Consider the following 26,565-nt stretch of genomic DNA (forward strand, 5'->3'; position numbering starts at 1 on the left):
GGTCAGCTCCTGCGGTCGGGCGCGAGGCGGGTCAGCAGGAGGTAGACCAGCAGGGAGGCGGCGAGGCCGACGGCCCATCCGTAGTCCGCGAGCGGCTTCAGGAAGGGGATCAACCCGTCGACCGGGAACGGCCCCTGCTTGACGCCGTTGCCGTCGAGTACGGAGTGGGAGCCGCCGATGGCGAGGACGCCGCCGACCGCGAACGCGGCCAGCGCCCGCCAGTTCCAGCCCCCGTCGTACCAGTAGCGGCCCTCGGAGCTGTACAGCTCGGCGAGTTCCAGGCGCGTGCGCCGGAGGATCCAGTAGTCGGCGATGAGGATGCCGGCCACGGTGCCGAGCAGACCGCCGACGGTGCCGAGCCAGGTGAAGATGTACGCCTGCGGGCTGGCCAGGAGCTTCCAGGGGAAGATGACGACGCCCACGACCGCGGTGATCAGCGCGCCGGTGCGGAAGGTGATCCGGCGGGGCGCGATGTTGGACAGGTCGAACGCGGGCGAGACCACGTTGGCCGCGATGTTCACCGACAGGGTGGCCACCAGGACCGTGATCAGCGCGAAGAGCACCGCGGCCCAGTTGTCGAGCTTCGCGGCGAGCGCCACCGGGTCCCAGATCGGCTCGCCGTACACCGCCTGCGAGCCGGAGGTCACCAGCACCGACAGCAGCGCGAACAGCGTCATCGTCGTCGGCAGGCCCAGGGACTGCCCCCACAACTGGGCGCGCTGGCCGGCGGCGTAGCGGGTGAAGTCGGGGATGTTGAGGGACAGGGTCGACCAGAAGCCGATCATGCCCATGAGGGCGGGGAAGAAGACCTTCCAGAAGTCGCCGCCCCAGCCGAGCGCGGACGGCTGGTCGAGCAGCGGGCCGAAGCCGCCGGCCTTGGCGCTCATCCAGATCAGCAGGGCGATGGCGCCGACGATGACGAACGGCGCGGCCCAGTTCTCGAACCGCCGGACCATCTCCATGCCGCGCACGATGATCGCGACCTGGATGATCCAGAAGACGACGAAGGACAGCCACTGGGTCCACGGGTAGCCGCCGATCGTCCCGGCGGTCGCCCACGAGTCGCCGAACAGCTTCCCGGCGAGCAGGAAGATGCCGGAACCGCCGATCCAGGTCTGGATGCCGAACCACACGCAGGCGACGGCGGCACGGACCAGGGCGGGGAGGTTGGCGCCGCGCACGCCGAACGAGGCGCGGGCGAAGACCGGGAAGGGGATGCCGTACTTGGGCCCCGCGTGGCCGGTGAGCAGCATCGGCACCAGCACGATGACATTGGCGAGGGCGATGGTGAGCACCGCCTGCTTCCAGTCCATGCCCAGGGCGACCAGGCCCGAGGCGAGGGTCCAGGAGGCGACGTTGTGGGCCATGCCGACCCACAGGGCGGTGAAGTTGTACGTGGTCCACTTCCGCTGGGCGAGCGGAACCGGGAGCAGGTCCTCGTTGGCGTACGGGCCGGACGGGACGGCGTCGGGCGGGAGCTCGACGCGGCCGTCGGCCCCGGTTCTTCCGGCAGGGGGTGGAGCGGTGGCTGTCATGGCAGCAGCCCCTTCGTTCGAGGCGGGGGAACGGGGATCGAACGTGCCGTGCGGGGGGATGGCGGAGCCGGGTGTCAGTCGCGGAGGGCGGGGATGACGGTGGAGCCGTAGACGTCGATCACGGACTCCTTGGCGTCCTGCATGTTGTACAGGGCGAACTGGTCGACACCGAGGGCCTTGAGGGCGCTCAGCTTCTCGATGTGCTGCTCGGCGGTGCCGATGAGGCAGAAGCGGTCGACGATCTCGTCGGGGACGAACGCGGTGTCGGGGTTCCCGGTACGGCCGTGGTGCGAGTAGTCGTACCCCTGGCGGGCCTTGATGTAATCCGTCAGCTCCTGGGGGACCACGCTCGACACCTCGCCGTACTTGGAGACGAGGTCGGCGACGTGGTTGCCGACCATGCCGCCGAACCATCGGCACTGCTCCCGGGCGTGGCCCAGCGCCTGCGGCGAGTCGTCCTCGGTGACATAGGCGGGGGCCGCCACACAGACCTTGACCTCCGACGGATCGCGCCCGGCGGCCACCGCGGCGTCCCTGACCGTCTTGACCATCCACTCGGTCAGATAGACGTCGGCGAGCTGCAGGATGAACCCGTCGGCCTTGGCCCCCGCGATCGCCAGCGCCTTCGGCCCGTACGCCGCCATCCACACCGGCAGCTTCGCGCCCTCCTTGATCCAGGGGATGCGGACGACGGTACCGCCAAGGTCGGCCTCACGGCCCTCGGCGAGCTCGCGGATGACGTACATGGCCTCTTCGATGCGGGCCAGCGTGTTGGGCTTGCGGCCCGCCACGCGCATCGCCGAGTCACCGCGGCCGATCCCGCAGATCGTGCGGTCGCCGAACATCTCGTTCAGCGTGGCGAAGGTGGAGGCGGTCACCTCCCAGGTACGGGTACCCGGATTGGTGACCATCGGGCCGACGACCATCCGCTCCGTCCGCGCCAGGATCTGGCTGTAGACGACGAACGGCTCCTGCCACAGCACGGCCGAGTCGAACGTCCAGCCGTGGGTGAAGCCGTTGCGCTCGGCGCGCCGCATCAGCTCGACGACCCCCGAGGCGGGCGGGTCCGTCTGCAGGACGAGACCGAAATCCATTGCTGTGCTCCCTGGGGTGGCTGGGCGAGTGGCTAGACGAGGTACTGGCAGGTCTCGCGGGTCTGGTAACGGCCGTGACCGGCCCGGCCCAGGTAGCGGTCCCCGTCGACGATCACGGTGCCGCGGGAGAGCACGGTCTCGACCCGTCCGGTGATCCGCTTGCCCTCGTAGGCCGAGTAGTCGACGTTCATGTGGTGCGTCTGTGCGGACACGACCTGCTCGGCCGCCGGATCGTAGACGACGATGTCCGCGTCCGCGCCCGGCGCGATGGTGCCCTTGCGCGGATACAGCCCGAACATCCGCGCCGGCGTCGCGCAGGCGATCTCGATCCACCGCCGACGGCTGATGCGACCCTCCACCACCGCCTGGTGCAGCAGGTCCATCCGGTTCTCCACCCCCGGCAGACCATTGGGGATCTTCGAGAAGTCCCCCCGGCCCAGCTCCTTCTGCCCCACGAAGCAGAACGGGCAGTGATCCGTCGACACCACCTGCAGGTCGTTGGTCCGCAGCCCCTTCCACAACTCCGCCTGGTGCTCCTTGGGCCGCAGCGGCGTGGAGCAGACGTACTTGGCGCCCTCGAAGTCCGGCTCGGCCAGGTTGTCCGTGGACAGGAACAGATACTGCGGGCAGGTCTCCGCGAAGACGTTCAGGCCGCGGTCGCGTGCGGTCGCCAGCTCCGCGACGGCCTGCTGCGCGGAGACGTGGACGACGTAGAGCGGGGAGCCCGCGACCTCGGCCAGCCGGATGGCGCGGTGAGTGGCCTCGGCTTCCAGCAGCTCCCGCCGGACCTCGCCGTGGTAGCGGGGGTCGGTCTTGCCCGCCGCCAGGGCCTGTTCGACCAGGACGTCGATGGCGATGCCGTTCTCCGCGTGCATCATGATCAGCCCGCCGTTGGCCGCGCCGCGCTGCATCGCCCGCAGGATCTTGCCGTCGTCGCTGTAGAAGACGCCGGGATAGGCCATGAACAGCTTGAAGGAGGTGACTCCTTCGTCGACGAGGAGATCCATCTCCTTGAGGCTGTTCTCGTTGACGTCCGACACGATCATGTGGAAGGCGTAGTCGATCGCGCAGTTGCCCTCGGCCTTGGCGTGCCAGGTGTCGAGTCCGGCGCGCAGCGACTCCCCCACCGACTGCACGGCGAAGTCCACGATCGTGGTCGTACCGCCCCAGGCGGCCGCCCGCGTGCCGGTCTCGAAGGTGTCCGAGGCGAAGGTGCCGCCGAAGGGCAACTCCATGTGGGTGTGCGCGTCGACGCCGCCCGGGATCACGTACTTCCCGGTCGCGTCGATCACGCGGTCCGCCGTCCACCCCTCGGCGACCGTACTGCCGGCGGCGGCGAGGGCGACGATCCGCTCGCCCTCGACGAGGACGTCGGCGTGGACCTCTTCTGCGGCGGTGACGACCAGTCCGCCGCGGATCAGGGTTCGGCTCACGGGTTCCCCTCCCCTCAGGCCTCGGTCAGCGGGCCGTAGGCGTCGGGGCGGCGGTCGCGGTAGAAGGCCCACTGCTGCCGGACCTCCTCGATCTTCCCGAAGTCCAGGTCCCGGACGACGAGTTCCTCCTCCTTGTCGGAGGCGACGTCGCCCACGAACTGACCGCGCGGGTCGACGAAGTAGGAAGTGCCGTAGAAGTCGTTGTCGCCGTACTCCTCCTGGCCGACCCGGTTGATGGCGGCGACGAAGTACTCGTTGGCGACGGCCGCGGCCGGCTGCTCCAGCTGCCACAGGTACGCGGACAGGCCGCGCGAGGTGGCGGAGGGGTTGTAGACCAGCTCCGCCCCGGCCAGCCCGAGCGCGCGCCAGCCCTCGGGGAAGTGCCGGTCGTAGCAGATGTAGACGCCGATCTTGCCGACGGCCGTGTCGAAGACCGGCCAGCCGAGATTGCCGGGCTTGAAGTAGTACTTCTCCCAGAAGCCCTTGACCTGCGGGATGTGGTGCTTGCGGTACTTGCCCAGGTAGCTGCCGTCGGCGTCGATCACGGCCGCGGTGTTGTAGTAGAAGCCCGCCTGCTCGACCTCGTAGACCGGCACCACCATCACCATGCGGAGCTCCTTGGCGAGCGCCTGCATCCGCACGATCGTCGGGCCGTCCGGCACCGGTTCCGCCCACCGGTAGTGCTCGGGCTCCTGCACCTGGCAGAAGTACGGGGCGTTGAACACCTCCTGGAAGCCGATCACCTGAGCCCCCTGGGCGGCGGCCTCGCGGGCGTACCGCTCGTGCAGGTCGGTCATCGACTCCTTGTCGCCGGTCCACTTCGTCTGGACGAGCGCGGCGCGCACTACTCGACTCATCGGTCTTCCCTCCGACGTCGCGGCAATGAGCGGGCCGCGAAGGTGAACTCCGGGCCGCTTGACGGCTGACATTAGGAGGCGTGCGGTACGGGGTGCAGTACCACGCTGTAACGCGATGGGGCCCTCGGCGTTCCGCCGCGTCACCTGCGCGGACACCGTTCAGAGCCGTGTGAGGAACGCCGGCACGGCAGGTGAAATCGGCGTTTCGTCCCGGGCGCCGGCGTTGCCGGCGGATGTCGCCGATCGACCGACAACAAATATGGGCTGGACAAAAAAATTTTTCGGTGAGACGGTGGAGCCATGTTGGACGTGAGCGTGATCGAGGACTCGGCGGCCGCCGCCGCCACCCTGGACCCCGTGCGGGCGCGCCTCCTCGCCGAACTGGCGGAGGGGCCCGCCTCGGCGGCGATGCTCGCCACCCGGGTCGGGCTGCCCCGGCAGAAGGTGAACTACCACCTGCGGACGCTGGAGGCGCACGGCCTGGTCGAGCTGGCCGGCGAGCGCCGGAAGGGCAATGTCACCGAGCGGCTGATGCGGGCCACCGCCGCCTCGTATGTGATCTCCCCGCTCGCGCTGGCCGCCGTCCAGCCGGACCCCGGGCGCTTCCGCGACCAGCTGTCCGCGCGATGGCTGCTGGCGGTCGCCGCCCGGCTCGTCCGCGATGTGGGCACGCTGGTCACCGGCGCGGCCCGGGCGCGCAAGCGGCTCGCGACCTACGCCCTCGACGGAGAGGTGCGCTTCGCCTCCGCCGCCGACCGGGCCGCCTTCGTGGAGGAGCTGACCCGCGGCGTCAGCGCGCTGATCGCCAAGTACCACGACGCGGAGAGCGAGGGCGGCCGCGAGCACCGCATCGTGGTCGCGCTCCACCCCACCGTGAAGGACCCCGCTCCCGCGGCCGGGGAGTCCGCGCCCGCCGTCGAGGCGTCCCCGCGAGCCGAGCTGCCGTGAGCGGCCCCTGACCCGTCACGGCCGGTCCCGCACCGCGGAGCCCACCACCCCACCACCCACCACGCCGTCCGGGCGCCCGAGCCCGTCCCACGAGGAGCGAGCAGCACCATGTCCAAGGAATTCGAGATCGTCCGCGCGTTCGAGACCGAGGCGAGTCCGGAGGAGGTCTGGGAGGCCGTCACCACCGGTTCGGCGGGCTGGTTGTGGCCCCAGGAGTTCGAGCCCCGCAAGGGCGGCGCCGCGCCCTTCGGCGGCACCCTCACCGCCTGGGACCCGCCGCACCACCTGATCGCCCGGGCGGAGAGCCCCGAGGGGGTCGACAACCAGTTCTTCAACCAGCTCGAGCACCTCATCGAGGAGCGCGAGGGCGGCGGTTCCCGGGTGCGTTACGTGCACAGCGGCATCTTCGTCGACGACTGGGACAACCAGTACGACGGAGCGAGCAAGCACACCGACTTCTACCTGCACACCCTGCGCCAGTACCTGACGCACTTCACCGGGCGGCCCGCCGCCTTCGCCACCGTGAACGGCCCCGCCGCGTCCACCGCGCCGGACGCCCTGGAGATCGTCAGCCGGGCCCTCGGGGTGCCGGACGACGCGGCCGAGGGCGCCACCGTACGGGCCGAACTGCCCGGCGCCGGACCGGTGGAGGCCGTGGTCGACTACCGCGACCCGTACTTCGTCGGGCTGCGGACCGGCGACGCGATGTACCGGGTCTTCGGCCGCAACCACTTCGGTGCCCCGGTCGGCATCAGCGTCCACGACTTCGCGCCCGGCGCCGACGGCGGGCGGACCGGCGAGCGCTGGCAGGCGTGGCTGGACGGCGTCTTCGCGTAACCGCCGCCCCGTCCCTCCACTCCCCCGCACACGGGACCGCCCCGGCTGGATCACCAGCCGGGGCGGTCCCGTGTGTGCTGCGGGTCGGGTCAGGCGAGGGTCGCCAGTGCCTCGTTGAGGGTGGCGGACGGACGCATGACGGCCGCGGCCTTGGCCGGGTCGGGCTGGTAGTAGCCGCCGATGTCGGCCGGGGAGCCCTGCACGGCGATCAGCTCGTCGACGATCGTCTGCTCCTTCTCGCTCAGCGTCTGGGCGAGCGGGGCGAAGGCCTTGGCCAGCTCCGCGTCGTCCGTCTGCTTCGCCAGCTCCTGGGCCCAGTACATGGCCAGGTAGAAGTGGCTGCCGCGGTTGTCGATGCCACCGAGCTTGCGGCTGGGCGACTTGTCCTCGTTGAGGAAGCTGCCCGTGGCGCGGTCCAGGGTGTCGGCCAGGACCTGGGCGCGGGCGTTGCCCGTGGTGGTCGCCAGGTGCTCGAAGCTGACCGCCAGCGCGAGGAACTCGCCCAGGCTGTCCCAGCGCAGGTAGTTCTCCTTGACCAGCTGCTGGACGTGCTTGGGCGCGGAGCCGCCGGCGCCGGTCTCGAAGAGGCCGCCGCCGTTCATCAGCGGCACGACCGAGAGCATCTTGGCGCTGGTGCCCAGCTCCAGGATCGGGAACAGGTCGGTCAGGTAGTCGCGCAGCACGTTGCCGGTGACGGAGATCGTGTTCTCGCCGCGGCGGATGCGCTCGAGCGAGAACGCGGTCGCCTCGACCGGGGACTTGATCTCGATCTGCAGACCCTCGGTGTCGTGCTCCGGCAGGTACTGCTTGACCTTGGCGATCAGGTTGGCGTCGTGGGCGCGCTCCTCGTCCAGCCAGAACACCGCCGGGTCGCCGGTCGCGCGGGCGCGGGTGACCGCCAGCTTGACCCAGTCCTTGATCGGGGCGTCCTTCGTCTGGCAGGCGCGGAAGATGTCGCCCGCGGAGACGGTCTGCTCCAGCACGACGTTCCCGGCCTGGTCGACCAGGCGCACCGTGCCGGTGTGCTGGATCTCGAAGGTCTTGTCGTGGCTGCCGTACTCCTCGGCCTTCTGCGCCATGAGGCCGACGTTGGGCACCGAGCCCATGGTGGCCGGGTCGAAGGCGCCGTGGGCGCGGCAGTCGTCGATGACGGCCTGGTAGATGCCGGCGTAGCTGCTGTCCGGGAGCACCGCGAGGGTGTCGGCCTCCTGGCCGTCCGGGCCCCACATGTGGCCCGACGTGCGGATCATGGCCGGCATGGAGGCGTCGACGATGACGTCGCTCGGGACGTGCAGGTTGGTGATGCCGCGGTCGGAGTCGACCATGGCCAGGGCCGGGCCCTCGGCGAGCTCGGCCTCGAAGGACGCCTTGATCTCCGCGCCCTCGGGCAGGGACTCCACGCCCTTGAGGATGCCGCCGAGGCCGTCGTTCGGGGTGAGGCCGGCGGTCGCGAAGGTCTCGCCGTACCGGGCGAAGGTCTTCGGGAAGAAGGCGCGCACGACGTGGCCGAAGATGATCGGGTCGGAGACCTTCATCATGGTGGCCTTCAGGTGCACCGAGAACAGGACGCCCTCGGCCTTGGCGCGCGCGACCTGGTCGCTGAGGAACTCGCGCAGCACGGCGACGCGCATGACGGACGCGTCCACGACCTCGCCCGCCAGGACCGGCACCGACTCGCGCAGCACGGTCGTGGTGCCGTCGTCGCCGACCAGCTCGATGCGCAGGGCGCCGGCCTCGGCGATGACCGCGGACTTCTCGGTGGACCGGAAGTCGTCGGCGGTCATGTGCGCGACGTTCGTCTTGGAGTCGGCCGACCAGGCGCCCATGCGGTGCGGGTGCGCCTTCGCGTAGTTCTTGACCGACGCGGGGGCGCGGCGGTCGGAGTTGCCCTCGCGCAGGACGGGGTTGACGGCGCTGCCCTTGATCTTGTCGTAGCGGGCGCGGACGTCCTTGTCCTCGTCGGACTTCGGGTCGTCCGGGTAGTCCGGCAGCGCGTAGCCCTGCTCCTGCAGCTCGGCGATCGCGGCCTTCAGCTGCGGGATCGAGGCCGAGACGTTCGGCAGCTTGATGATGTTGGCGGCCGGGGTCTTGGCGAGCTCGCCGAGCTCGGCGAGGGCGTCGGGGATGCGCTGGCCCTCCTCCAGGAACTCGGGGAAGTTCGCGATGATGCGCCCGGCCAGGGAGATGTCACGGGTCTCCACGGCGACTCCGGCCGTGGAGGCGTACGCCTGGATCACGGGCAGGAACGAGTACGTCGCCAGCGCCGGCGCCTCGTCGGTGTGCGTATAGATGATGGTCGAGTCAGTCACCGGGTGCTCCGCTCCACGTCTGCAACATTGCTCGACATCAAGATATCTCCTGAGCGCCTGCCACTCGAATGGGCCCTCCCCGCGGGCGGCGCGCCCCGCCGGTGGCCCGCCCGGTCCCGGCGTGCGCCCCGGACGGCCCGGTCATGGTGGCCGCCCGCATACCCGGCGGCACAACTGTGGTGTGCCACCACATGGGAGCGTGACGTGGCCGTTTCTACGGTGTGGCGACACGGAAACGTCCCCGTCCCCCCGCCCGGAAGTGGTGACCATGGCAACCCCGGCACCCGCGCCCACCGCACCCGGCTCGCTCCGCAGAATCGTCGCGGCGAGCCTCATCGGCACCACCATCGAGTGGTACGACTTCTTCCTCTACGGATCCGCCGCGGCGCTCGTCTTCAACAAGCTGTTCTTCCCCGAACAGGATCCGCTGGTCGGCACGCTGCTGTCGTTCCTGACCTACGCGGTCGGCTTCGCCGCCCGCCCGGTGGGCGCCCTCGTGTTCGGTCACTTCGGGGACCGCCTCGGCCGCAAGCGGCTGCTCGTCCTGAGCCTGCTGCTGATGGGCGGCGCGACGTTCTGCATCGGCCTGCTGCCGACGTACGCCACGATCGGGGTCGCCGCCCCGGTGCTGCTCACCGTGCTCCGCCTGGTCCAGGGCTTCGCGCTCGGCGGCGAGTGGGGCGGCGCGGTGCTGCTGGTCTCGGAGCACGGCGACGCGGAGCGGCGCGGGTTCTGGGCGTCGTGGCCGCAGACGGGCGCGCCGGCCGGCCAGCTGCTGGCCACCGGTGTGCTGTCGGCGCTGACCGCGCTGACCTCGGACGCCGCCTTCACCTCGTGGGGCTGGCGCATCCCGTTCCTGCTCTCCGGCGTGCTCGTCCTGGTGGGCCTGTGGATCCGGCTGTCGGTCGACGAGTCGCCGGTGTTCAAGACCGCGCTGGCCAGGGCGGAGGCCCGCAGGTCCGAGGAGTCCGCGATCGAGCGGCTGCCGCTGCTGGCGGTGCTCCGCGACCACTGGCGGGACGTCCTGGTGGCGATGGGCGCCCGGATGGCGGAGAACATCAGCTACTACGTCATCACGGCCTTCGTCCTCGTCTACGCCGTCACGCACGCGGAGGTGGACAGGCAGACGGCCCTGAACTGCGTGCTCATCGCCTCCGCGGTGCACTTCGCCGTCATCCCGGCCTGGGGCTCGCTGTCCGACCGCGTCGGGCGGAAGCCGGTGTACCTGATCGGCGCCGCCGGCGTGGGTCTGTGGGCCTTCCCCTTCTTCGCGCTGATCGACACCGGGAGCTTCCCGGCCCTGCTGCTGGCCATCACGGTCGGCCTGGTGCTTCACGGCGCCATGTACGCCCCGCAGGCGGCCTTCTTCTCGGAGATGTTCGCGACCCGCATGCGGTACTCCGGTGCCTCGATCGGCGCCCAGTTCGCCTCGGTGGCCGCCGGCGCGCCGGCGCCCCTCATCGCGACGGCCCTGCTCGTGGACACCGGCGGCTCGACCTACATCTCCCTGTACGTGATCCTCGCCGCCCTGATCACGCTGGTCGCGGTCGCGGTGGCCAAGGAGACGCGGGGCCGGGACCTGGACGCGATCGAGGCCGAGACCTCGCAGGACGCCCCGCTGGCCCGGTCGGCCCACGCGGGCTGACCCCGGGCGGACGCCTTCCGCACCCCCCGGTACGTGGACCCCGTCACGGTATGTCAGTGGCGGGGTCTACTGTCGTGACCGTGGGTGATGCGAGAGCGGTGACGGGGGTGCTGCACCATGTCGAGCTGTGGGTTCCAGATCTTGAGCGCGCTGACGCCGAGTGGGGCTGGCTGCTGGGTGAGCTCGGTTACGTCCGGTATCAGGAGTGGGCTGCGGGCCGCAGCTGGCGTCTGGGGACGGCCTATATCGTCGTCGAGCGGTCACCGGATCTGATCCCGGGCGTGCACGAGCGCCGCAGGCCGGGGCTGAACCATCTGGCGTTCCATGTGGCGAGCCGCGAGGAGCTGGACACCCTGGTGGCGCGCTCGCCGCTGCACGGCTGGACGCTGATGTTCCCCACGCTGCATCCGTACGCGGGCGGCGAGCAGCACTACGCCGCCTACCTGGAGAACGGCGACGGGTTCGAGGTGGAGCTGGTCGCGGGCCCGGATCAGACCTGACCGGCTGGTCGCGGCGGGTCCTCCTGCCCGGCCGAGAGCCGGTGCAGGCGCAGCGCGAGCTGGATCTCCAGCGCGCGGTCCGGGGCCTGCCAGTCGGCGCCGAGCAGATGGGAGATGCGCTCCAGGCGTTGCGCGACGGTGTTGACGTGGACGTGGAGGGCGTCCTTGGTGCGCACGGGGCTCATCCCGCTGGCGAAGTAGGCGTCCAGGGTGCGTACGAGGTCGGTGCCCCGGCGGCTGTCGTAGTCCGCGACGGCCCCGATCGTACGGTGCACAAAGCCGTCGACGTCGCGCGAGTCGGTGAGCAGCAGCCCGAGGAAGCCGAAGTCGTCACCCGAGGCCCCCTCCCCGGTGCGGCCGAGGGCCCGCAGCGTGTCACCGCAGCGCTGCGCCTCGGTGTAGGCCAGGGCGACGGCACCGGGGTGGTCGGCGGGGGCCTGGACGGCTCCGGAGGCCCCCACGGTGACGGCCGCCTGCACCGCCGTGCCCAGCTGCTGGGCGATGCGGCGCGCGGTGGCCGAGGCGTCGCAGCCCTCCTCGAGCGGGAGCAGCAGCACCGTGCCGCCGTCGCGCGCGGCGGCCAGGCCGCGGCGGGTGGCCGCGAGGTGGGAGGCGGCCGACCACAGCCGCTGCCGGTCGGCGGCGGCCCCGGAGTGCTCCTCGTCCACCCGGGCGGCCAGGACGACATGCGGGGCGTCGAGGTCGGCGTGCAGCCGGCCCGCCCGTTCGCGCAGCAGTCCGGGGTCGCGGTGGGGGGCGTCGAGGAGGTCGTCCAGGAGTTCGCCGCGGTAGCGCCGCTCGGCCTCGGCGGCGGTGCGGCGGGCGAGCAGCAGCAGGGAGGTGACCATGGCGGCCCGTTCCAGCGTGCGCTGGTCGACGGGGTCGAGTCCGGGGTGGCCGTGCAGGACGAGGGCGCCCAGGAGCTCCCCGCCGGCGGTGACGGCGGCGGTCCAGGTCTCGCCCTGCCGTACGGCGTGGCCGTCCTTGCGGGAGCGGGCGACGGCGTCGGCGAGCGCCTCCGGGACGGGGTCGCGGTCGGTGCCGACGACGCGGACGGTCCCGGAGAGCACCTCCGCGACGGCGTCCGCCACGTCGTCGACCCCGCCGCCGCGCAGGACGAGCTCGGTGAGCCGGTCGTGCACCTCGGAGGCGCGTTCCAGCACCGCGCTGTGGTTGCGGATGGTCTCGTTGGCGGTGCCGAGGTCGGCGAGCGCGGAGCGGGTCTCCTCCAGCAGGTTCGCCGTGTCGATGGCGACGGCCGCCAGCGAGGCGAGGGAGGCGAGCAGGGCGATCTGGCCGCGCTCGAAGACCCGGGCCCGGCGGTCCGCGGCGTACAGCACGCCGATGACGCCGGTGCCCAGCACGAGCGGCACGCCGAGGATCGCCACCAGGCCCTCGTCGTGAACGGCCGAGTCGATCGGGTGGGTGTGCCGGAAGCGTTCGTCGTCGAAGTAGGACTCGGTGACATAGGGCAGCGCCGTCTGCGCGACCAGCCCGCCGAGTCCCTCCCCCATTCCGAGCCGCACCCGCTGGAACTCCGCGGAGACCGACCCCTCGGTGACCCGCATGTAGGTGTCGCCCGCCTTGCGGTCGATCAGGCTGAGGTAGGCGACGTCGGTGCCGAGCAGCGACCGGGCCCGCTGCACGATGGCCTGCAGCACCGAGTCCAGGTCGCGCAGCCCCGCGAGGTCGCCGGCCGTCTCGAAGAGGGCCGACAACTCGGCCTCGCGCCGCCGCCGCCCCTCGAGTTCCGCCCGTACGCGCAGGGCCAGCAGCCTGGCCCGCTCCATCTCCGCGAGCACGGCGGGCGGCGCGCCCTCGGCCCGGGCCGCGAGCATCGGCCGCTCGTACTCCTCGGCCGGTGCCCCGCGGGCGAGCAGCCGCAGGAAGGGCGCGTCGGAAGGGCTGTGGGGGGCCATGGTTCCGCCGTGGTCGTCGGGGGCTTCGTGTGGGTCGCGGGGCACGGTGTCAGGGATACCGGCAGATCAGTGCGCCGTCCATCCACCGTCCATGGTCAGCGAGGCACCGGTGATGAAGGAGGCCTGCGGCGAGCAGAGGTAGGCGGCCAGTTCGGCGACCTCCGCCGGCTCCACCAGCCGCTTGACGGCGGAGTCGGCGAGCATGATGTCGGTGACGACGCGCTCGGGGTCGATGCCGTGCGCCGCGGCCTGGTCGGCGATCTGGCGCTCGACCAGCGGCGTGCGCACATAGGCGGGGCTGATGCAGTTGGAGGTGACGCCCCGCGTGGCCCCCTCCAGCGCGGCGGTCTTGGACAGGCCCTCCAGACCGTGCTTGGCCGAGACGTAGGCGCTCTTGTAGGCGGACGCCCGCAGGCCGTGGACGGAGGAGATGTTCACGATCCGCCCCCAGCCCTGCCCGTACATGTGCGGAAGCGCGCCGCGGATCAGCCGGAAGGGCGCCTCGAGCATCACGCGCAGCACCGTGGCGAAGACATCGGGCGGGAACTCCTCGATCGGGCGCACGAGTTGCAGCCCGGCGTTGTTGACCAGGATGTCCGTGCCCGCGGCGGCCTGCTCGGCGGTGTCGAGATCGGTCAGGTCCAGGGCCAGGGTCTCGACGGTGCCGGGGTGGCCGCCCGCGGCGGCCAGGTCCGCGAGTTCGGCCAGGCCTTCGGCGTCCCGGTCGGCGGCCCGCACCTTGGCCCCGGCGGCGGCCAGGCGCAGGACGCACGCGCGGCCGATGCCGCCGGCGGCACCGGTGACGAGCGCGGTGCGTCCGTCCAGGTCCGGCAGCGCGGACGGCGGGACGGGACCTGCTGCGGGACGGGGCGCGGGAGGCGTGAGCGTCATGCAGTGCAGGCTAGGCAGCGCGCGGATGCGGACCGATGTGTGCGCCGCCCACACTCGTGCCGCCGACGGTGGGGGCCGCGCACACTCACGCCTCGGGCGGTCCGGCGGGCTCGAACCAGGTGGGGCCCTCGGTCAGCGCGTGCTTGAGCCGCAGCCGCCCGTGGTTGCCGAGCTCGGGCAGGCCGTCCACGTCGAACCAGGCGACCTCCAGAGATTCGTCGTCGGCGACCCGGGCGTCCCCGCCGACGGCCCGGCAGCGGAAGGTGATGTCCACGTACTGGCAGCGGTCCCCGTTGGGGTAGAGCACCGGGTCGATGGTCTGGACGAGGACGACGCGCTCCGCGACCGCGCGTACGCCGGTCTCCTCCAGCACCTCGCGGACGGCGGTCTCGGCGGGCTGCTCGCCGGGTTCGGCGATGCCGCCGATCAGGGACCAGCGTCCGTTGTCCGCGCGCCGGTTCAGCAGGACGCGCCCGTCGTCGTCGAGGACGACCGCGGTGACGCCGGGCAGGAGCAGCTGCCGGTGGCCGACGACGGCCCGCAGCTCACGGAGGAATTCGGGAATCGGCACGACCCCGAGCCTACGTCGTCGGCCGCGTGCTCCCGTGGATCATGCCCGGAACACCGCACTTGTGCTTCCCGCACGGGATCTCCACATCCCGCCACCCCAGCCGTTACCGTGAGCCCCGGGGTCGGGGGGTTCCCCGGGGTCAGGGGGTACGGGTGATGGACACGCGAACAGGTGGTGCGCGGACGGGTGTCGGCGAGGATGCCGGCGGCCCGGCCGAGCGCCCGCGCTCCGGACGGACCGACGTCGTCGGCGCGCTGCTCCTCGCCGGCTGCGCGGTGTGGTCACTCGCCGCCGCGGCGGGTCGCCCGGCCCGTCCGGAAGGGGTACTCCTCGCGGTCCTCGCGGTCACCGCCGGATACGCGGCCGGGCGCATCGGCGGAGCCCTGCGGCCGGTGGCCGTACCCGCCGTGGCCGCGCTCACCGCCGTCGGTCTGATGCTCGCCCTCCCCGGTCGCCTGTCCGGCGGTCCGGACACGCCCCCGCTCGGCTATCCGAACGCCGACGCCGCGCTGATGGTGCTCGCCACCGGCGCCGCCTGCTGCGCCGCCTGGGCCACCCGGAGGCGATCGCTCCGGCTGGGACTGCGGCTGCTCGGCGCCGCCTCGGCCGCGCTGGCGCTGACCGTCGGCTCCGCCGCGGGATTCGCGGCCTGCCTCGGGGTGATCCTCTGCTCCCTGGCCGCCGACCGCACGCGGCGCGGGCTCGGTCTCGCGGGTCTGGCCGTGGCCACCCTCGTGGCGGTCGGCGGCACGTACGCGGTCGCCGTCGACGCCCTGCCCCCGGGTCTGTCGGCGTCCCTGTCCGGGCAGCTCACACCGGCCCGGGTCCGGCTGTGGCACGACGCCCTGGAGACGGCCCGGGCCAACCCCGTCAGGGGCGTCGGTCCGGGGCGCCTGTCCGAGGCCGGAACGGCGGCGCCGTCCCCGGCCGCGGCGGGCCGCCCCCCGTCGGCGCCGCTGCAGCTGGCGGCCGAGCAGGGCGTCCCCGGCGTCGCCCTGCTCGCCGGCTCCTACGCCTGGCTGCTCTGGGCCCTGCTGCGCTCGCCGCGCCCCACCCCTGTGGTCCTCACCGCGGGAGCCGCCCTCACCGGTCTGGCCATGCAGTCCGCGGTGGACCCCGTCCTCAGTTATGCCGCCGTCACCGCGGGCGCGGGCCTTCTCGCCGGCCTCGCCACCGCCCGCCCGCTCCGCGAGGCGCCGGAACGCCTTCCGGGAGCCTGAGCGGCCACCGGCCACCGGCCACCGGCCCGCGACCCGGCGACGGCCGCCACCGTGACGGCGACCTCAGCCAAGGGGTGTTGCCTCCTCCGCGGGTGGCGGCCTAGCATCGTGTTCCGGTACTGGTGAATCGATTCGACAAATCGATTCGACGACAGCAGCGCGGAGGAGCCCGATGCCCACGACGATCAAGGACGTCGCCGAGCGCGCCGGGGTCGCCCCCAGCACCGTTTCGTACGTCCTGAGCGGCTCCCGCAAGATCTCCGAGGACACCCGCCGGACCGTGCAGCAGGCCATCGACGACCTGGGCTACCACCCGCGCGCGAGCGCCCGGACACTGCGCAGCACGCGCACCAATGTGCTGGCCCTCGCGCTCCCGCGCGTGGCCGGGGGCTACCGGGCGGTCGACGGGCGCTTCGCGATCGAGATCAGCGACGCGGCCCGCCACCACGGTTACGACGTCCTGCTCACGACCGCCCAGGAGGGCGTGCCGGGGCTGCGCCGCATCGCGGGCAGCGGCCAGGCGGACGCCGCGATCCTCATGGCCGTCGAGATGGAGGACCCGCGGATCGCCGCCATGCGCGAACTGGGCTTCCCCACCGCTCTGCTCGGCCGCTCGGCCGACGACACCACGCTGCCCTGGACCGACCTGGACTGGGAGGAGGCCGCGGCCCTGGCCGTCCGCGAACTGGCCGCCGCGGGCCACCGGGACATCGCGTACCTCGCCACCACCGAGCACGAGATCCAGGCGCGGCGCGGCTACGCGATCCGCGGCGTGGCCGGTGCCCGCCGGGCGGCGCCGGAGACCGGCGCGCAGGTGCGCGTGCACCAGTCGACCCGCGACATGGCACGGCTCGGACGGCGTCTGAGCACGCTGCTGCGCGCCGAGCGGCCGCCCACGGCCCTGGTGGTCCAGCACGTCTCGGCGCTGCCGCACATCCTCGCCGCCGTGGCGGCGGAGGGCCTGCGGGTCCCCGACGACCTCGCGGTGGTGGCGGTCGGCAACCTCCCCGACGACCTGGGCGGCCAGGACCTGCCGCGTATCGAACTGCCCGTCACCGAGATGTCCGCCGAGGTGACGCGGCTCGCCGTCGAGGCGATCGCCGCACGCGCGCAGGGCACGCCCGCGACCCCGCCCGGACACCGGCTGATCCCGCCCGCGCTGGTGCCCGGCCCGCCGATCACCCCTCCCCGGACCGGGTCGGCCGGCGTCTGAGCCCGCCGCCCCGGCCGGGCGCCCGAGCCGGGCGCCCGCCCCTCCCCCGTTCCACCGTCCCGTTCGACGTATCCGCACCCAGCCAGGAGCACTACCCCATGGCCACCGAGTTCCCGGTCTTCCCAGCCGGCTTCCGCTTCGGCGCGGCGACCGCCGCCTACCAGATCGAGGGCGCCCACGACGAGGACGGCCGCGGGCCGTCCATCTGGGACACCTTCAGCCACACCCCGGGCCGCACCGCGGAGGGCGCCACCGGCGACGTCGCCTGCGACCACTACCACCGCCACACCGAGGACGTACGGCTCCTCGCCGACCTCGGCGTCGACTCGTACCGGTTCTCCGTCTCCTGGCCGCGCGTCGTGCCGACGGGCCGCGGCCCGGTCAACGCCAAGGGTCTGGACTTCTACGACCGGCTCACCGACGACCTGCTCGCGGCGGGCATCGCCCCCGCCGTGACGCTGTACCACTGGGACCTCCCGCAGGCCCTGGAGGACGAGGGCGGCTGGCGCAACCGCGCGACGGCCGAGGCCTTCGCCGCGTACTCGGCCGTCGTCGCCGAGCGTCTCGGCGACCGCGTCGAGCGCTGGATCACGCTCAACGAGCCCTACTGCTCCGCCTTCGTCGGCTACGCGGAGGGCCGGCACGCCCCCGGCGCCCAGGAGGGGACCGGGGCCCTGGCCGCCGCGCACAACCTGCTGCTCGCCCACGGCCTCGCCGTCCGCGCGCTGCGTGAGGCGGGGGCCCGCGAGGTGGGCATCACGCTCAACCTCGACCACATCGACGCCGCGAGCGACTCCCCCGCGGACCTCGCCGCCCTGCGCCGGGCCGTGACGCTGCACAACGACACGTGGACCGAGCCGCTGTTCGCGGGCCGCTACCCCGCCGGCGAGGCGGAGACCTGGGGCGCGCTCGCCGACGGCTCCTACCGCCGCGACGGCGACCTGGAGATCATCGGCGCCCCGCTGGACTTCGTGGGCCTCAACTTCTACCGCCCCATCACCGTCTCCGACGCCCCGCACCGCGAGCCCGACCCGGCCCGGCGTACCGCCGTCGACATCGGCGTGCGCGAGTCCGACCCGTACGGGACGCGGCACACGACGATGGGCTGGCCGGTGGTTCCGGAGGCGTTCACCACGCTGCTGCTGGGCCTCAAGGAGCGGTACCCGTCGCTGCCGCCCGCGTTCATCACCGAGAACGGCTCCGCCGAGGCCGACGTCCTCACGGCCGACGGCCGCGTCGAGGACACCGACCGCGTGTCCTACCTCCGCGACCACCTCCACGCGCTCGTCGCGGCGATGGACGGGGGCGTGGACGTGCGCGGCTACTACGTCTGGTCGCTGCTCGACAACTTCGAGTGGGCGCGCGGCTACGGCCAGCGCTTCGGCATCGTGCACGTGGACTACGACAACGGCGCCAAGCGGACCCCCAAGGCCAGTTACGGCTGGTACCGAGAGCTGGTCACCGCCCACCGCGCGGGACGGGAGGAGCGGAAGTGAAGTTCACCGACGGCTACTGGATGATGCGCCCGGGCGTGACGGCGAACTACGCGGCCGCCGTCGCCGACGTCACCGTCGCGGACGACCGGCTCACGCTCCACGCGCCGGTCAAGCAGGTGCGCCACCGGGGCGACACGCTCAACAGCCCGCTGCTGAAGGTGGAGTGCTGGTCCCCCGCCGAAGGCGTGATCGGCGTGCGCACCACCCACCACGCCGGGAAGGCCCACAGGGGCCCGGAGTTCGGCCTGCCGGGCGCGGCGGACGGCGGCGCGGGCAAGACCGTGCGCGACGGCTCGGTGGTCGAGCTGACCTCCGGCGAGCTGACCCTGCGCGTCGACACGGCCGGCCCGTGGCAGCTGGACTTCACCGCGGGCGGCCGCACCCTCACCTCTGCCGCCGCACGCGGCACGGGCTTCGTCACCGACGCCGACGAGCGGCACTTCATGCTGGCCCAGCTCTCGCTCGACGTCGGCGAGCTGGTGTACGGCCTCGGCGAGCGCTTCACGCCGTTCGTGAAGAACGGCCAGACCGTCGACGTGTGGCAGGCGGACGGCGGCACGATCAGCGAGCAGGCCTACAAGAACGTCCCCTTCTACCTCACCAACCGCGGCTACGGCGTCTTCGTCAACCACCCGGGCAAGGTCTCCTACGAGATCGGGTCCGAGATCGTCAGCCAGGTGCAGTTCAGCGTCGAGGACCAGTCGCTGGAGTACTTCGTCGTCCACGGGTCCACCCCGAAGGAGATCCTGGAGCGCTACACGGCTCTCACCGGGCGCCCGGCGCTGCCGCCCGCCTGGTCGTTCGGCCTGTGGCTGTCGACCTCCTTCACCACCTCCTACGACGAGGCGACCGTCAACCACTTCGTCCAGGGCATGGCGGACCGCGAGATCCCGCTGAGCGTCTTCCACTTCGACTGCTTCTGGATGCGCGAGTACCAGTGGAGCGACTTCACCTGGGACCCGGAGGTCTTCCCGGACCCCGAGGGGATGCTCGCCCGCCTCAAGGAGCGCGGACTGCGCGTCTCCGCGTGGATCAACCCGTACATCGCGCAGAAGTCGGTGCTCTTCGACGAGGGCGTGCGCGAGGGCTACCTCGTCAAGCGCCCCAACGGCGACGTGTGGCAGTGGGACCTGTGGCAGGCGGGGATGGCGCTGGTCGACTTCACCAACCCGGCCGCCCGCACCTGGTACGCGGAGAAGCTGCGGGTGCTGCTGCGGCAGGGCGTGGACGTCTTCAAGACCGACTTCGGCGAGCGCATCCCGCTGGACGTGGTCTGGCACGACGGCTCCGACCCGGAGCGGATGCACAACTACTACACGCAGCTCTACAACGAGGTCGTCTTCGAGCTGCTGCGCGAGGAGCGCGGCGAGGGCGAGGCGGTGCTCTTCGCCCGCTCGGCGACCGCGGGCGGGCAGCAGTTCCCCGTGCACTGGGGCGGCGACTGCGAGTCGACCTTCACCGCGATGGCGGACAGCCTGCGCGGCGGTCTGTCGCTGGGGCTGTCGGGCTTCGGCTTCTGGAGCCACGACATCGGCGGCTTCGAGGGCACGCCGGACCCGGCGGTGTTCAAGCGCTGGGTGCAGTTCGGCCTGCTCTCCTCGCACAGCCGGCTGCACGGCAGCAAGTCCTACCGGGTGCCGTGGGAGTTCGGGGACGAGGCCGTCGCCGTCACCCGCGACTTCACCCGGCTGAAGAACCGGCTCATGCCGTACCTGTACCGCGCGGCGCTGCAGGCCCGCGACCACGGCACGCCGATGATGCGCCCGATGGTGCTGGAGTTCCCCGGCGACCCGGCCTGCCACCACCTCGACCGGCAGTACATGCTCGGCGACGACCTGCTCGTCGCGCCGGTCTTCAGCAAGGACGGCGAGGTCGAGTACTACGTTCCCGACGGCACGTGGACGCACCTGCTGACCGGCGAACTCGTGCGGGGTCCGGGCTGGCGGCGCGAGACGCACGGCTTCGACACGCTGCCGCTGCTGGCCCGGCCCGGCTCGGTCGTGCCCTTCGGCGCGTCCGAGGAGGGTCCCGAGTACGACTGGACGGACGGGATCACCCTGCGGGTGCACACCCCGGCGGACGGCGGCGAGACGATCACCGCGGTACCGGCGCGGGACGGCTCGACGGCCGCCGTCTTCCGGGTACGCCGTACGGGTGACACGCTCACCGTCGAGGCCCAGGGCGAGCGGCCGCCTGCCGCGCCGTGGAACGTGCTCCTCGTGGGCGCGCACGACACGGACGGCGCCGAAGGCGCCGCCTCGGTCGAGCGCACCGCGCTGGGCGTGCTGCTGGCGTGCGCCGCGGGCACCGCGCGGGTCACGGCACGCTGGTCGTGACAGAACGCCGCAAGTGAGGGGTCTGTGCCCGTGGCCCGCGGGCACAGACCCCTCGGCCTGTCGGGGGCACAGGACCCGCGCCGCGGACCGGCCACGGGAACGGACCCCGCCGTGTGGGTTACGGGCGTACGCCCAGCCGGCTGCGGATGGCCCGGACGGCGCCCTCGGCGTCGTCCACCGTGACGGTGAACTGCCGGCCGTTGCCGAGATCGAGGACGACGCCGGGACCACGCCGGACCACGACCGCGGTGCCCTGCTCGGGCCGCCACCGATAGCCCCAGCCGCCCCAGTGGCGGGGGCTGACGAGGGGCACGAGGTGCGCGTCCCTGATCTCCTCCCACCGGATCCGGCGGCGGGGCACGCCGATGTGGCCACAGCGCACCTGGAGCCCGTCGCGGTCCACGTTCACGCGGACGTGGGTGAACGCGACGGTTCCGAACAGCATCAGCAGCCCCGCCGCGATGCAGCCCACCACCGACATGACCAGCGGCACGGTGCCCGAGGTGTAGGGCGAGTCCACGGCGAGCTCGATGCCGAGCGCCATGCAGGCCGCTCCCGCGGCCGCGAGGAGCCACTGGTAGCGATTGCTCGCGTGGCCCGTCCACACCTGGGATGTACGCGCGTCGTCACGCTGCGCGTCCGTCATACTGCGCAGCCTACTCATCCTGCGGCGAGTTGGCACCGTTGTGCGGACGGGAAAGGGCCGGGCCCGGATGCGCGGAGGCGGCGGTCAGCGCGCCTCGGCCGTGGCGGGAGCCGCGGCGGCGCCGAGGGACCGGCCCTCGGGGTAGGCCAGCGCCTCACGGGTGACGGCTCCGGCCCGGCCGCTGAGGATCACCGCGAGGCTCCCCCTGGCGGCGGCGTCCGGGCGCGGACCGGCGCCGATGCGGCGCAGCGTCTGCGCGGCCACGGCGTCCGCCGAGCCGTACAGCCGGGCGGGGGCGGCCAGGGCGGCCTGGATCCGCTCGGCGACCAGTTCGTAGTGGGTGCAGCCGAGGACGACCGCCTCGACGTCCGGAGGGGTCAGCGCGGCGGCGGCGGTGATGGCGGCCGCGGTCGCGGCGTCGTCGGCCCGGTCGACGGCGTCGGCGAGGCCGGGGCACGGCACCTCGGTGATGGCCGCGCCGTTGCCGAAGTCCTTGATCAGCCCGCGCTGATAGGGGCTCCCGGTGGTCGCCGGGGTCGCCCAGATGGCCACCTTGCGCGCCTCGGCGGCGGCGGGCTTGATCGCCGGGACGGTGCCGATCACCGGGATGGCGGGCTCGAGCGCGGCACGCAGCGCGGGCAGGGCGTGCACCGTGGCGGTGTTGCAGGCCACGATCAGTGCTTCCGGCCGGTGCTCGGCGGCGGCCAGGGCGCAGGCGAGGGCGTGCGCGGTGACGTCCTCGGGGGTGCGCGGACCCCAGGGCATGCCGTCGGGGTCGGAGGAGAGCACCAGATCCGCGTCGGGCCGCATCCGGCGGATGGCGGCGGCCGCGGCGAGCAGCCCGATACCGGAGTCCATCAGCGCGATCTTCACGGGGGACAACCTTACGCGATGCGATTGTCGGCCCGCCCCGGACCGCCCCGCGGCGGCAGGGCGCGGAAATGGCGGACGGGGCGGGGCGGCGGCGGCAGACTGCGGGGGTGACGTGGCTGACGTGGGTGACCGTGGTGTCGTTGCTGGCGTGGATGTGGCTGCTGCTGGCGCAGGGCATGTTCTGGCGTACGGACGTACGACTGCCGGCCGCCGGCACGAGACCCGCCAGGACCACCGAGACCACCGAGACCGCCGGGATTGCCGAGCCCCTGGAGCCCGACGGGTGGCCGGACGTGGCGGTGGTCGTCCCGGCGCGTGACGAGGCGGCGGTACTGCCGCGGAGCCTGCCGAGCGTCCTGGCGCAGCGGTACCCGGGACGTGCCGAGGTGGTCCTGGTGGACGACGGCAGCACCGACGGCACGGGGGAGCTGGCCCGCGCGCTCGCCGCGCGGGGGGACGGGCTGCCGCTGCGCGTCGTCACCCCCGGGCCGCCCCCGGCAGGCTGGACGGGGAAGCTGTGGGCGGTGCGGCACGGCATCGCGGTGGCCACCGCGTCCGGCGGCCCGGAGTTCCTGCTGCTGACGGACGCCGACATCGCGCACGGCCCGGACTCGTTGCGCCACCTGGTGGCCGCGGCGCGGGCGAACGACCTCGACATGGTGTCGCAGATGGCCCGGCTGCGGGTCGCCACCGCCTGGGAGCGGCTGATCGTCCCCGCCTTCGTCTACTTCTTCGCGCAGCTGTACCCGTTCCGCCGGGTGAACCGGCCGCGCGCCGGGACCGCCGCGGCCGCGGGCGGCTGTGTGCTGATCCGCCGCGCGGCGGCGGAGCGGGCGGGCGTGCCCGACTCGATCCGCCACGCGGTGATCGACGACGTGGCCCTGGCCCGTGCCGTGAAGCGCGCCGGCGGGCGGATCTGGCTGGGGCTGGCCGAGGAGGTGGACAGCGTCCGCCCCTATCCGGGTCTGGGCGAGCTGTGGCGGATGGTCTCGCGGAGCGCGTACGCGCAGCTGCGGCACAGCGCGGCGCTGCTCGCGGGCACGGTGCTCGGCCTGCTGCTGGTGTACGTCCTCCCCCCGCTCGCCGCGATCGGCGGGGCCCTCGCCGGGGACTGGCTGCTGTGCGCGGCGGGGGCCGCGGCATGGGCGCTGATGTGCGGTACCTACGCGCCGATGCTCCGCTACTACCGGCAGCCGTTGTGGCTCGCCGCTCTGCTGCCGTTCACGGCGGTGCTGTATCTGCTGATGACGGTGGACTCGGCGGTGCAGCACGGTCGCGGCCGCGGGGCCGCGTGGAAGGGCCGCACCTATGCGCGGCCCGACGCCTCGGCGTAGACGACGGCGAGCCGCGCGCCGACGGCGGCCGTTCCGAAACGGCGCCGGGTACGGTCGGCGAGCGCCGCGGGCCGGCGGCCGGACAGCCGGGCCGCGGCCTGCGCGAGCGCCCGGCCGAGCGCGGGTGCGTCACCGGGATCCACGAGCAGCCCCCCGTCGTGTCCGACGAGTTCCGGGAGCGCCCCGGTACGGGTGCCGACGACGGGCGTGCCGCAGCAGAGCGCGTCGAGCGCGCGCACGCAGAAGCTCTCCACGTGGCTCGCCATCAGGAAGAGATCCGCGTGCGCGACGGTGTGCAGCGCCTCGGCGCGGCCGCGGGCCCGGCGCACCGTGACGAAGTGCGCCACCCCGCACTTGCGGATCAGTTCCCTTATGTCGGCGGGGAGTTCGACCGGGCCCTCGGCGATGATGTCCAGCCGCAGCCGGGGGTCCTTGACCCGGGCGCCGGCGAAGGCCCGGACCAGCACCTCCCATCCCTCGTACGCCTCGAAGCGCCCGGCGGCCGCCACCCGTACCGGGTCCTGGCTGATCCGGGCCCGGGCCGGCACCGGCGGCAGCGCCTCGGGGCCCACGGGGTGCGGGACCAGTCGGTGCCGGCCGGGGAGCCGCAGTTCGCCGAGCCGGAGCAGCAGGGCGTCGCTGACCGCGAGGACGGCGGCGGCGTCGCGGTACAGGCGCGCGCGGGCCCGCCGCAGTGGGAGGCCGGGCAGCGGGCGCGTGGGGTGGTCGAACAGGCGCGGGTCGTCCTCGGTCAGCACATACGGAAGCCCCGCGCTCCGCGCGAGCCGGGGCAGCAGGTCGTCGGCGCCGGGCACATGGCCGTGAAGGAGATCGAACCGGCCGCACTCGGCGGCCTCGTGGCGCAGCACGCCCCCGACCCGGCCGGCGGTGACCCGGCGCGCCATGGCGCCGCCGTGGGGGACGGCGACCTGGTAGTGGTGCGGCCGCTCGGGGTCGCGGCCGGCGTAGGGGAGCCCGCGGACCGCGGGCAGGGACAACTCCCGGACGGCGACCACGTCGACCACATCGGCGACGGTGGCCGCGGCCTTGTGCCACTCCTCCGGCCGCGCCGGCCGGGTCTGCCCGAAAAGCATGGCGACACGCATGGCCCACTGTGGCATATCGGGGGCCTCCCGGGACGAAGTTCGCCGGAGTCACCGAAACGCCGCGTTCCTCCTTCGTGCGGGTGACTTGTTGGTTCGCACGCGTATCGGCGCCGTCACCCTCCGACATCACCCGGCCGGGTACTTCCACGCGACCGCGGCCAGGCGTGACGAGCGGTAACGCCGCAGGCCCAGCGCCTTTACGGGATCCGAACGGCCCGCGCGGACCGATTTCCTCCGATTCGCTCGCAATAGGGGACAGCCGTCACTCGCTGCACATGAAATGACCTGCTAATCGGTCTCCCCAACCAGCACATCGTGGGCTTAACTTATGGGCTATGACCTCCCCCCGCGGTTCTTACAGCGGTGGCTACTACACGTCGCCGTTCTTCCCCGACACCCCCATCTACGACAGCCTGGTCGCAGAGCGGGGCACCCCTCAGATCGCGCCGATCCGCGTACCGTCCGCGTACGACACCGGCAGCAATCTCCCGGCCCTGCCGGCCGCGCTCCCCGCGCTGCCCGCCGGTCCCTCCCACTCCTCCGTGCCGAGCACGCCGCAGGGCACCTACTCCGGCTACTCGGCACCCGGTTACCAGCAGCAGCCCCAGCTGCAGCAGGCGCCGGCCCCCTACATCCCGCAGCAGGCCACCGCGCCCCGGCCCGCGGCCTTCAACGGCGGGTACCCGACGCAGCAGGCCCCGCAGCAGTACCAGGGCCCGGCCGGCTACGAGCAGGTGCGCCCCGCCGCCCCGCCGCGTCCGGCGCCGCCGCGTCCGATGGCGCCCGGCGGCTACGACGAGCAGCCGTACCAGCGGCGCAACCTCGGCCAGGGCTACTACTCGGGCTGATGCCGGTGGGCGGCCCGGTCCCCGCCGACGGGTGACCGCGCCGCCTGGCACGATGGCGGAATGACGACTCCGACGCCGACACCCCGTCTCGGTTCGCTCCATGTCCACCCGGTCAAGTCACTGGGAGGACAGCGGTTGTCCGAGGCGACGGTGGAGCCGTGGGGGCTCGCCGGAGACCGCCGGTGGATGCTCGCGGACGCAGCGGGACGATGCGTCACGCAGCGAGAGCAGCCCCGGCTGACCCTGGCACGCGCGGAGTCGTCCCCCGGCGGTGGGCTGCTGCTCACCGCTCCGGGGATGCCGGTGCTGGACGTCGCCGTACCGCGGGGGGCCGCGACGGTCCCGGTGCATCTGTGGGGAGACAAGGTGGAGGCCGTTCCCGCGGGGGACGCGGCCGCCGCCTGGTTCGGCGTGTACCTGGGGATGGAGGTCATCCTCGTCCACCTCGACGACCCGGCGCACCGCCGACCCATCGATCCGGAGTACGCGCGCCCCGGCGAGACCGTCAGCTTCGCCGACGGCTTTCCGCTGCTCGTGACGACCGAGGCGTCGTTGGCCGCCCTCAACGCGCTGATCGCCGCGGGCGATCACCCGGAGGAGGGCCCGCTGCCGATGGACCGCTTCCGCCCGAACGCCGTCCTGTCGGGGACCGAGGCCTGGGCCGAGGACGCATGGGCCCGAATCCGCATCGGGGAAGTCGAGTTCCGCGTCGTGAAGCCCTGCGGGCGCTGTGTGGTGACCACGACGGACCAGCGCACCGCGGCCCGGGGCCGGGAGCCCCTGCGCACCCTTGCGCGCCACCGCCGGTTCGGGGGCAGACTGGTTTTCGGACAGAATCTCGTGCCCGTGCGACCCGGAACACTCCGGGTGGGAGACGCGTTGACAGTTATTGAGTGAACGCGTCCCAGACCGCGGCACGGTCCGGGCCCCCGGGGCGGACGTCCGCGTGAGATC

At 72.9% G+C, this 26,565-nt stretch carries 22 protein-coding genes; 11 read left to right on the top strand and 11 right to left on the bottom strand.

Annotated features, from left to right (window positions below; all coding sequences use genetic code 11):
* Positions 1 to 2: 2 nt before the first annotated feature.
* The 4 genes from AB0F62_RS03545 to AB0F62_RS03560 all read right to left on the bottom strand — a co-directional run bounded on the left by AB0F62_RS03545 (position 3) and on the right by AB0F62_RS03560 (position 4,919).
* Entirely contained in the window at positions 3 to 1,535 is a 1,533-nt protein-coding gene (locus tag AB0F62_RS03545) for an NCS1 family nucleobase:cation symporter-1 (protein ID WP_361791704.1), read from the bottom strand.
* A 74-nt stretch (positions 1,536 to 1,609) separates the two neighbouring features.
* Positions 1,610 to 2,629 carry a TIGR03842 family LLM class F420-dependent oxidoreductase gene (locus AB0F62_RS03550; protein WP_361791706.1) on the bottom strand — a complete coding sequence of 340 codons (1,020 nt, stop codon included), beginning with the start codon at positions 2,627 to 2,629 and terminating at the stop codon, positions 1,610 to 1,612.
* Between the two features lie 32 nt (positions 2,630 to 2,661).
* On the bottom strand, positions 2,662 to 4,062 hold the full coding sequence (gene hydA / locus AB0F62_RS03555; protein WP_361791708.1) for a dihydropyrimidinase: 1,401 nt from the start codon (positions 4,060 to 4,062) through the stop codon (positions 2,662 to 2,664).
* A gap of 14 nt (positions 4,063 to 4,076) precedes the next feature.
* Positions 4,077 to 4,919, bottom strand: a complete 843-nt coding sequence (locus tag AB0F62_RS03560) for a nitrilase-related carbon-nitrogen hydrolase (protein ID WP_361791710.1) — start codon at positions 4,917 to 4,919, stop codon at positions 4,077 to 4,079.
* Between the two features lie 300 nt (positions 4,920 to 5,219).
* On the opposite strand from AB0F62_RS03560, the gene AB0F62_RS03565 reads away from it, so the two are divergent.
* Positions 5,220 to 5,867 (top strand): helix-turn-helix domain-containing protein, encoded by a 648-nt coding sequence (locus AB0F62_RS03565; RefSeq protein WP_361791712.1) that lies wholly within the window; start codon positions 5,220 to 5,222, stop codon positions 5,865 to 5,867.
* 108 nt (positions 5,868 to 5,975) lie between these two features.
* Entirely contained in the window at positions 5,976 to 6,704 is a 729-nt protein-coding gene (locus tag AB0F62_RS03570; RefSeq protein WP_361791714.1) for an SRPBCC domain-containing protein, read from the top strand.
* 89 nt (positions 6,705 to 6,793) lie between these two features.
* Here the strand turns inward: AB0F62_RS03570 and AB0F62_RS03575 are convergent, their stop codons facing one another.
* Complete coding sequence (locus tag AB0F62_RS03575) at positions 6,794 to 9,013, bottom strand: NADP-dependent isocitrate dehydrogenase (protein WP_361791716.1); 2,220 nt, start codon at positions 9,011 to 9,013, stop codon at positions 6,794 to 6,796.
* A gap of 268 nt (positions 9,014 to 9,281) precedes the next feature.
* Between AB0F62_RS03575 and AB0F62_RS03580 the strand changes: the two genes are divergently transcribed.
* Entirely contained in the window at positions 9,282 to 10,658 is a 1,377-nt protein-coding gene (locus tag AB0F62_RS03580; RefSeq protein ID WP_361791718.1) for an MFS transporter, read from the top strand.
* Positions 10,659 to 10,738: 80 nt separating this feature from the next.
* Entirely contained in the window at positions 10,739 to 11,158 is a 420-nt protein-coding gene (locus AB0F62_RS03585) for a VOC family protein (protein WP_361791720.1), read from the top strand.
* Here AB0F62_RS03585 and AB0F62_RS03590 read toward each other — a convergent pair.
* The 3 genes from AB0F62_RS03590 to AB0F62_RS03600 form a co-directional block, all read right to left on the bottom strand.
* Complete coding sequence (locus AB0F62_RS03590; RefSeq protein ID WP_361792021.1) at positions 11,149 to 13,077, bottom strand: GAF domain-containing protein; 1,929 nt, start codon at positions 13,075 to 13,077, stop codon at positions 11,149 to 11,151. The genes AB0F62_RS03585 and AB0F62_RS03590 overlap by 10 nt on opposite strands.
* A gap of 66 nt (positions 13,078 to 13,143) precedes the next feature.
* On the bottom strand, positions 13,144 to 13,968 hold the full coding sequence (locus AB0F62_RS03595) for a 3-hydroxybutyrate dehydrogenase (protein ID WP_361791722.1): 825 nt from the start codon (positions 13,966 to 13,968) through the stop codon (positions 13,144 to 13,146).
* Positions 13,969 to 14,053: 85 nt separating this feature from the next.
* Complete coding sequence (locus tag AB0F62_RS03600; RefSeq protein ID WP_361791724.1) at positions 14,054 to 14,539, bottom strand: NUDIX domain-containing protein; 486 nt, start codon at positions 14,537 to 14,539, stop codon at positions 14,054 to 14,056.
* 155 nt (positions 14,540 to 14,694) lie between these two features.
* Between AB0F62_RS03600 and AB0F62_RS03605 the strand changes: the two genes are divergently transcribed.
* The 4 genes from AB0F62_RS03605 (at position 14,695) to yicI (ending at position 20,804) form a co-directional block, all read left to right on the top strand.
* A complete protein-coding gene (locus AB0F62_RS03605) occupies positions 14,695 to 15,759 on the top strand; it encodes an O-antigen ligase family protein (RefSeq protein WP_361791726.1) in 1,065 nt (354 codons plus the stop codon).
* Between the two features lie 172 nt (positions 15,760 to 15,931).
* Positions 15,932 to 16,972: a LacI family DNA-binding transcriptional regulator gene (locus AB0F62_RS03610; RefSeq protein ID WP_361791728.1), complete on the top strand. Its 1,041-nt coding sequence runs from the start codon at positions 15,932 to 15,934 to the stop codon at positions 16,970 to 16,972.
* Between the two features lie 98 nt (positions 16,973 to 17,070).
* Complete coding sequence (locus tag AB0F62_RS03615) at positions 17,071 to 18,468, top strand: GH1 family beta-glucosidase (protein ID WP_361791730.1); 1,398 nt, start codon at positions 17,071 to 17,073, stop codon at positions 18,466 to 18,468.
* A complete protein-coding gene (gene yicI, locus AB0F62_RS03620; protein ID WP_361791732.1) occupies positions 18,465 to 20,804 on the top strand; it encodes an alpha-xylosidase in 2,340 nt (779 codons plus the stop codon). Before AB0F62_RS03615 ends, yicI begins: the two co-directional genes overlap by 4 nt.
* A gap of 118 nt (positions 20,805 to 20,922) precedes the next feature.
* Here yicI and AB0F62_RS03625 read toward each other — a convergent pair whose 3' ends face one another.
* Positions 20,923 to 21,450, bottom strand: a complete 528-nt coding sequence (locus AB0F62_RS03625; RefSeq protein WP_361791734.1) for a hypothetical protein — start codon at positions 21,448 to 21,450, stop codon at positions 20,923 to 20,925.
* Between the two features lie 84 nt (positions 21,451 to 21,534).
* Entirely contained in the window at positions 21,535 to 22,323 is a 789-nt protein-coding gene (locus AB0F62_RS03630) for an aspartate/glutamate racemase family protein (protein WP_361791736.1), read from the bottom strand.
* Between the two features lie 152 nt (positions 22,324 to 22,475).
* Between AB0F62_RS03630 and AB0F62_RS03635 the strand changes: the two genes are divergently transcribed.
* Entirely contained in the window at positions 22,476 to 23,657 is a 1,182-nt protein-coding gene (locus AB0F62_RS03635; RefSeq protein ID WP_361792023.1) for a glycosyltransferase, read from the top strand.
* Here the strand turns inward: AB0F62_RS03635 and AB0F62_RS03640 are convergent.
* Positions 23,630 to 24,763: a glycosyltransferase gene (locus AB0F62_RS03640; RefSeq protein ID WP_361791738.1), complete on the bottom strand. Its 1,134-nt coding sequence runs from the start codon at positions 24,761 to 24,763 to the stop codon at positions 23,630 to 23,632. The two genes, AB0F62_RS03635 and AB0F62_RS03640, sit on opposite strands and share 28 nt — an antisense overlap.
* A 335-nt stretch (positions 24,764 to 25,098) precedes the next feature.
* Between AB0F62_RS03640 and AB0F62_RS03645 the strand changes: the two genes are divergently transcribed.
* Together AB0F62_RS03645 and AB0F62_RS03650 are read left to right on the top strand one after the other, a co-directional pair.
* Complete coding sequence (locus AB0F62_RS03645) at positions 25,099 to 25,611, top strand: DUF6643 family protein (protein WP_361791740.1); 513 nt, start codon at positions 25,099 to 25,101, stop codon at positions 25,609 to 25,611.
* A gap of 60 nt (positions 25,612 to 25,671) precedes the next feature.
* On the top strand, positions 25,672 to 26,508 hold the full coding sequence (locus AB0F62_RS03650) for an MOSC N-terminal beta barrel domain-containing protein (protein ID WP_361791742.1): 837 nt from the start codon (positions 25,672 to 25,674) through the stop codon (positions 26,506 to 26,508).
* Positions 26,509 to 26,565 lie beyond the last annotated feature (57 nt).

The sequence above is a fragment of the Streptomyces sp. NPDC026673 genome (genome assembly GCF_040638135.1).
In the GTDB taxonomy this organism is placed as follows: Bacteria; Actinomycetota; Actinomycetes; order Streptomycetales; family Streptomycetaceae; genus Actinacidiphila.

Bases quoted from the DNA above. Each gene is read 5' to 3' on its own strand.
- AB0F62_RS03565 (WP_361791712.1), top strand. From the start codon at position 5,220: ATGTTGGACGTGAGCGTGATCGAGGACTCGGCGGCCGCCGCCGCCACC.
- AB0F62_RS03550 (WP_361791706.1), bottom strand. From the start codon at position 2,629: ATGGATTTCGGTCTCGTCCTGCAGACGGACCCGCCCGCCTCGGGGGTC.
- AB0F62_RS03560 (WP_361791710.1), bottom strand. From the start codon at position 4,919: ATGAGTCGAGTAGTGCGCGCCGCGCTCGTCCAGACGAAGTGGACCGGC.
- AB0F62_RS03645 (WP_361791740.1), top strand. From the start codon at position 25,099: ATGACCTCCCCCCGCGGTTCTTACAGCGGTGGCTACTACACGTCGCCG.
- AB0F62_RS03635 (WP_361792023.1), top strand. From the start codon at position 22,476: ATGTGGCTGCTGCTGGCGCAGGGCATGTTCTGGCGTACGGACGTACGA.
- AB0F62_RS03615 (WP_361791730.1), top strand. From the start codon at position 17,071: ATGGCCACCGAGTTCCCGGTCTTCCCAGCCGGCTTCCGCTTCGGCGCG.
- AB0F62_RS03570 (WP_361791714.1), top strand. From the start codon at position 5,976: ATGTCCAAGGAATTCGAGATCGTCCGCGCGTTCGAGACCGAGGCGAGT.
- AB0F62_RS03545 (WP_361791704.1), bottom strand. From the start codon at position 1,535: ATGACAGCCACCGCTCCACCCCCTGCCGGAAGAACCGGGGCCGACGGC.
- AB0F62_RS03605 (WP_361791726.1), top strand. From the start codon at position 14,695: ATGGACACGCGAACAGGTGGTGCGCGGACGGGTGTCGGCGAGGATGCC.
- AB0F62_RS03610 (WP_361791728.1), top strand. From the start codon at position 15,932: ATGCCCACGACGATCAAGGACGTCGCCGAGCGCGCCGGGGTCGCCCCC.
- AB0F62_RS03580 (WP_361791718.1), top strand. From the start codon at position 9,282: ATGGCAACCCCGGCACCCGCGCCCACCGCACCCGGCTCGCTCCGCAGA.
- AB0F62_RS03595 (WP_361791722.1), bottom strand. From the start codon at position 13,968: ATGACGCTCACGCCTCCCGCGCCCCGTCCCGCAGCAGGTCCCGTCCCG.
- AB0F62_RS03650 (WP_361791742.1), top strand. From the start codon at position 25,672: ATGACGACTCCGACGCCGACACCCCGTCTCGGTTCGCTCCATGTCCAC.
- AB0F62_RS03625 (WP_361791734.1), bottom strand. From the start codon at position 21,450: ATGACGGACGCGCAGCGTGACGACGCGCGTACATCCCAGGTGTGGACG.
- AB0F62_RS03640 (WP_361791738.1), bottom strand. From the start codon at position 24,763: ATGCGTGTCGCCATGCTTTTCGGGCAGACCCGGCCGGCGCGGCCGGAG.
- AB0F62_RS03590 (WP_361792021.1), bottom strand. From the start codon at position 13,077: ATGGCCCCCCACAGCCCTTCCGACGCGCCCTTCCTGCGGCTGCTCGCC.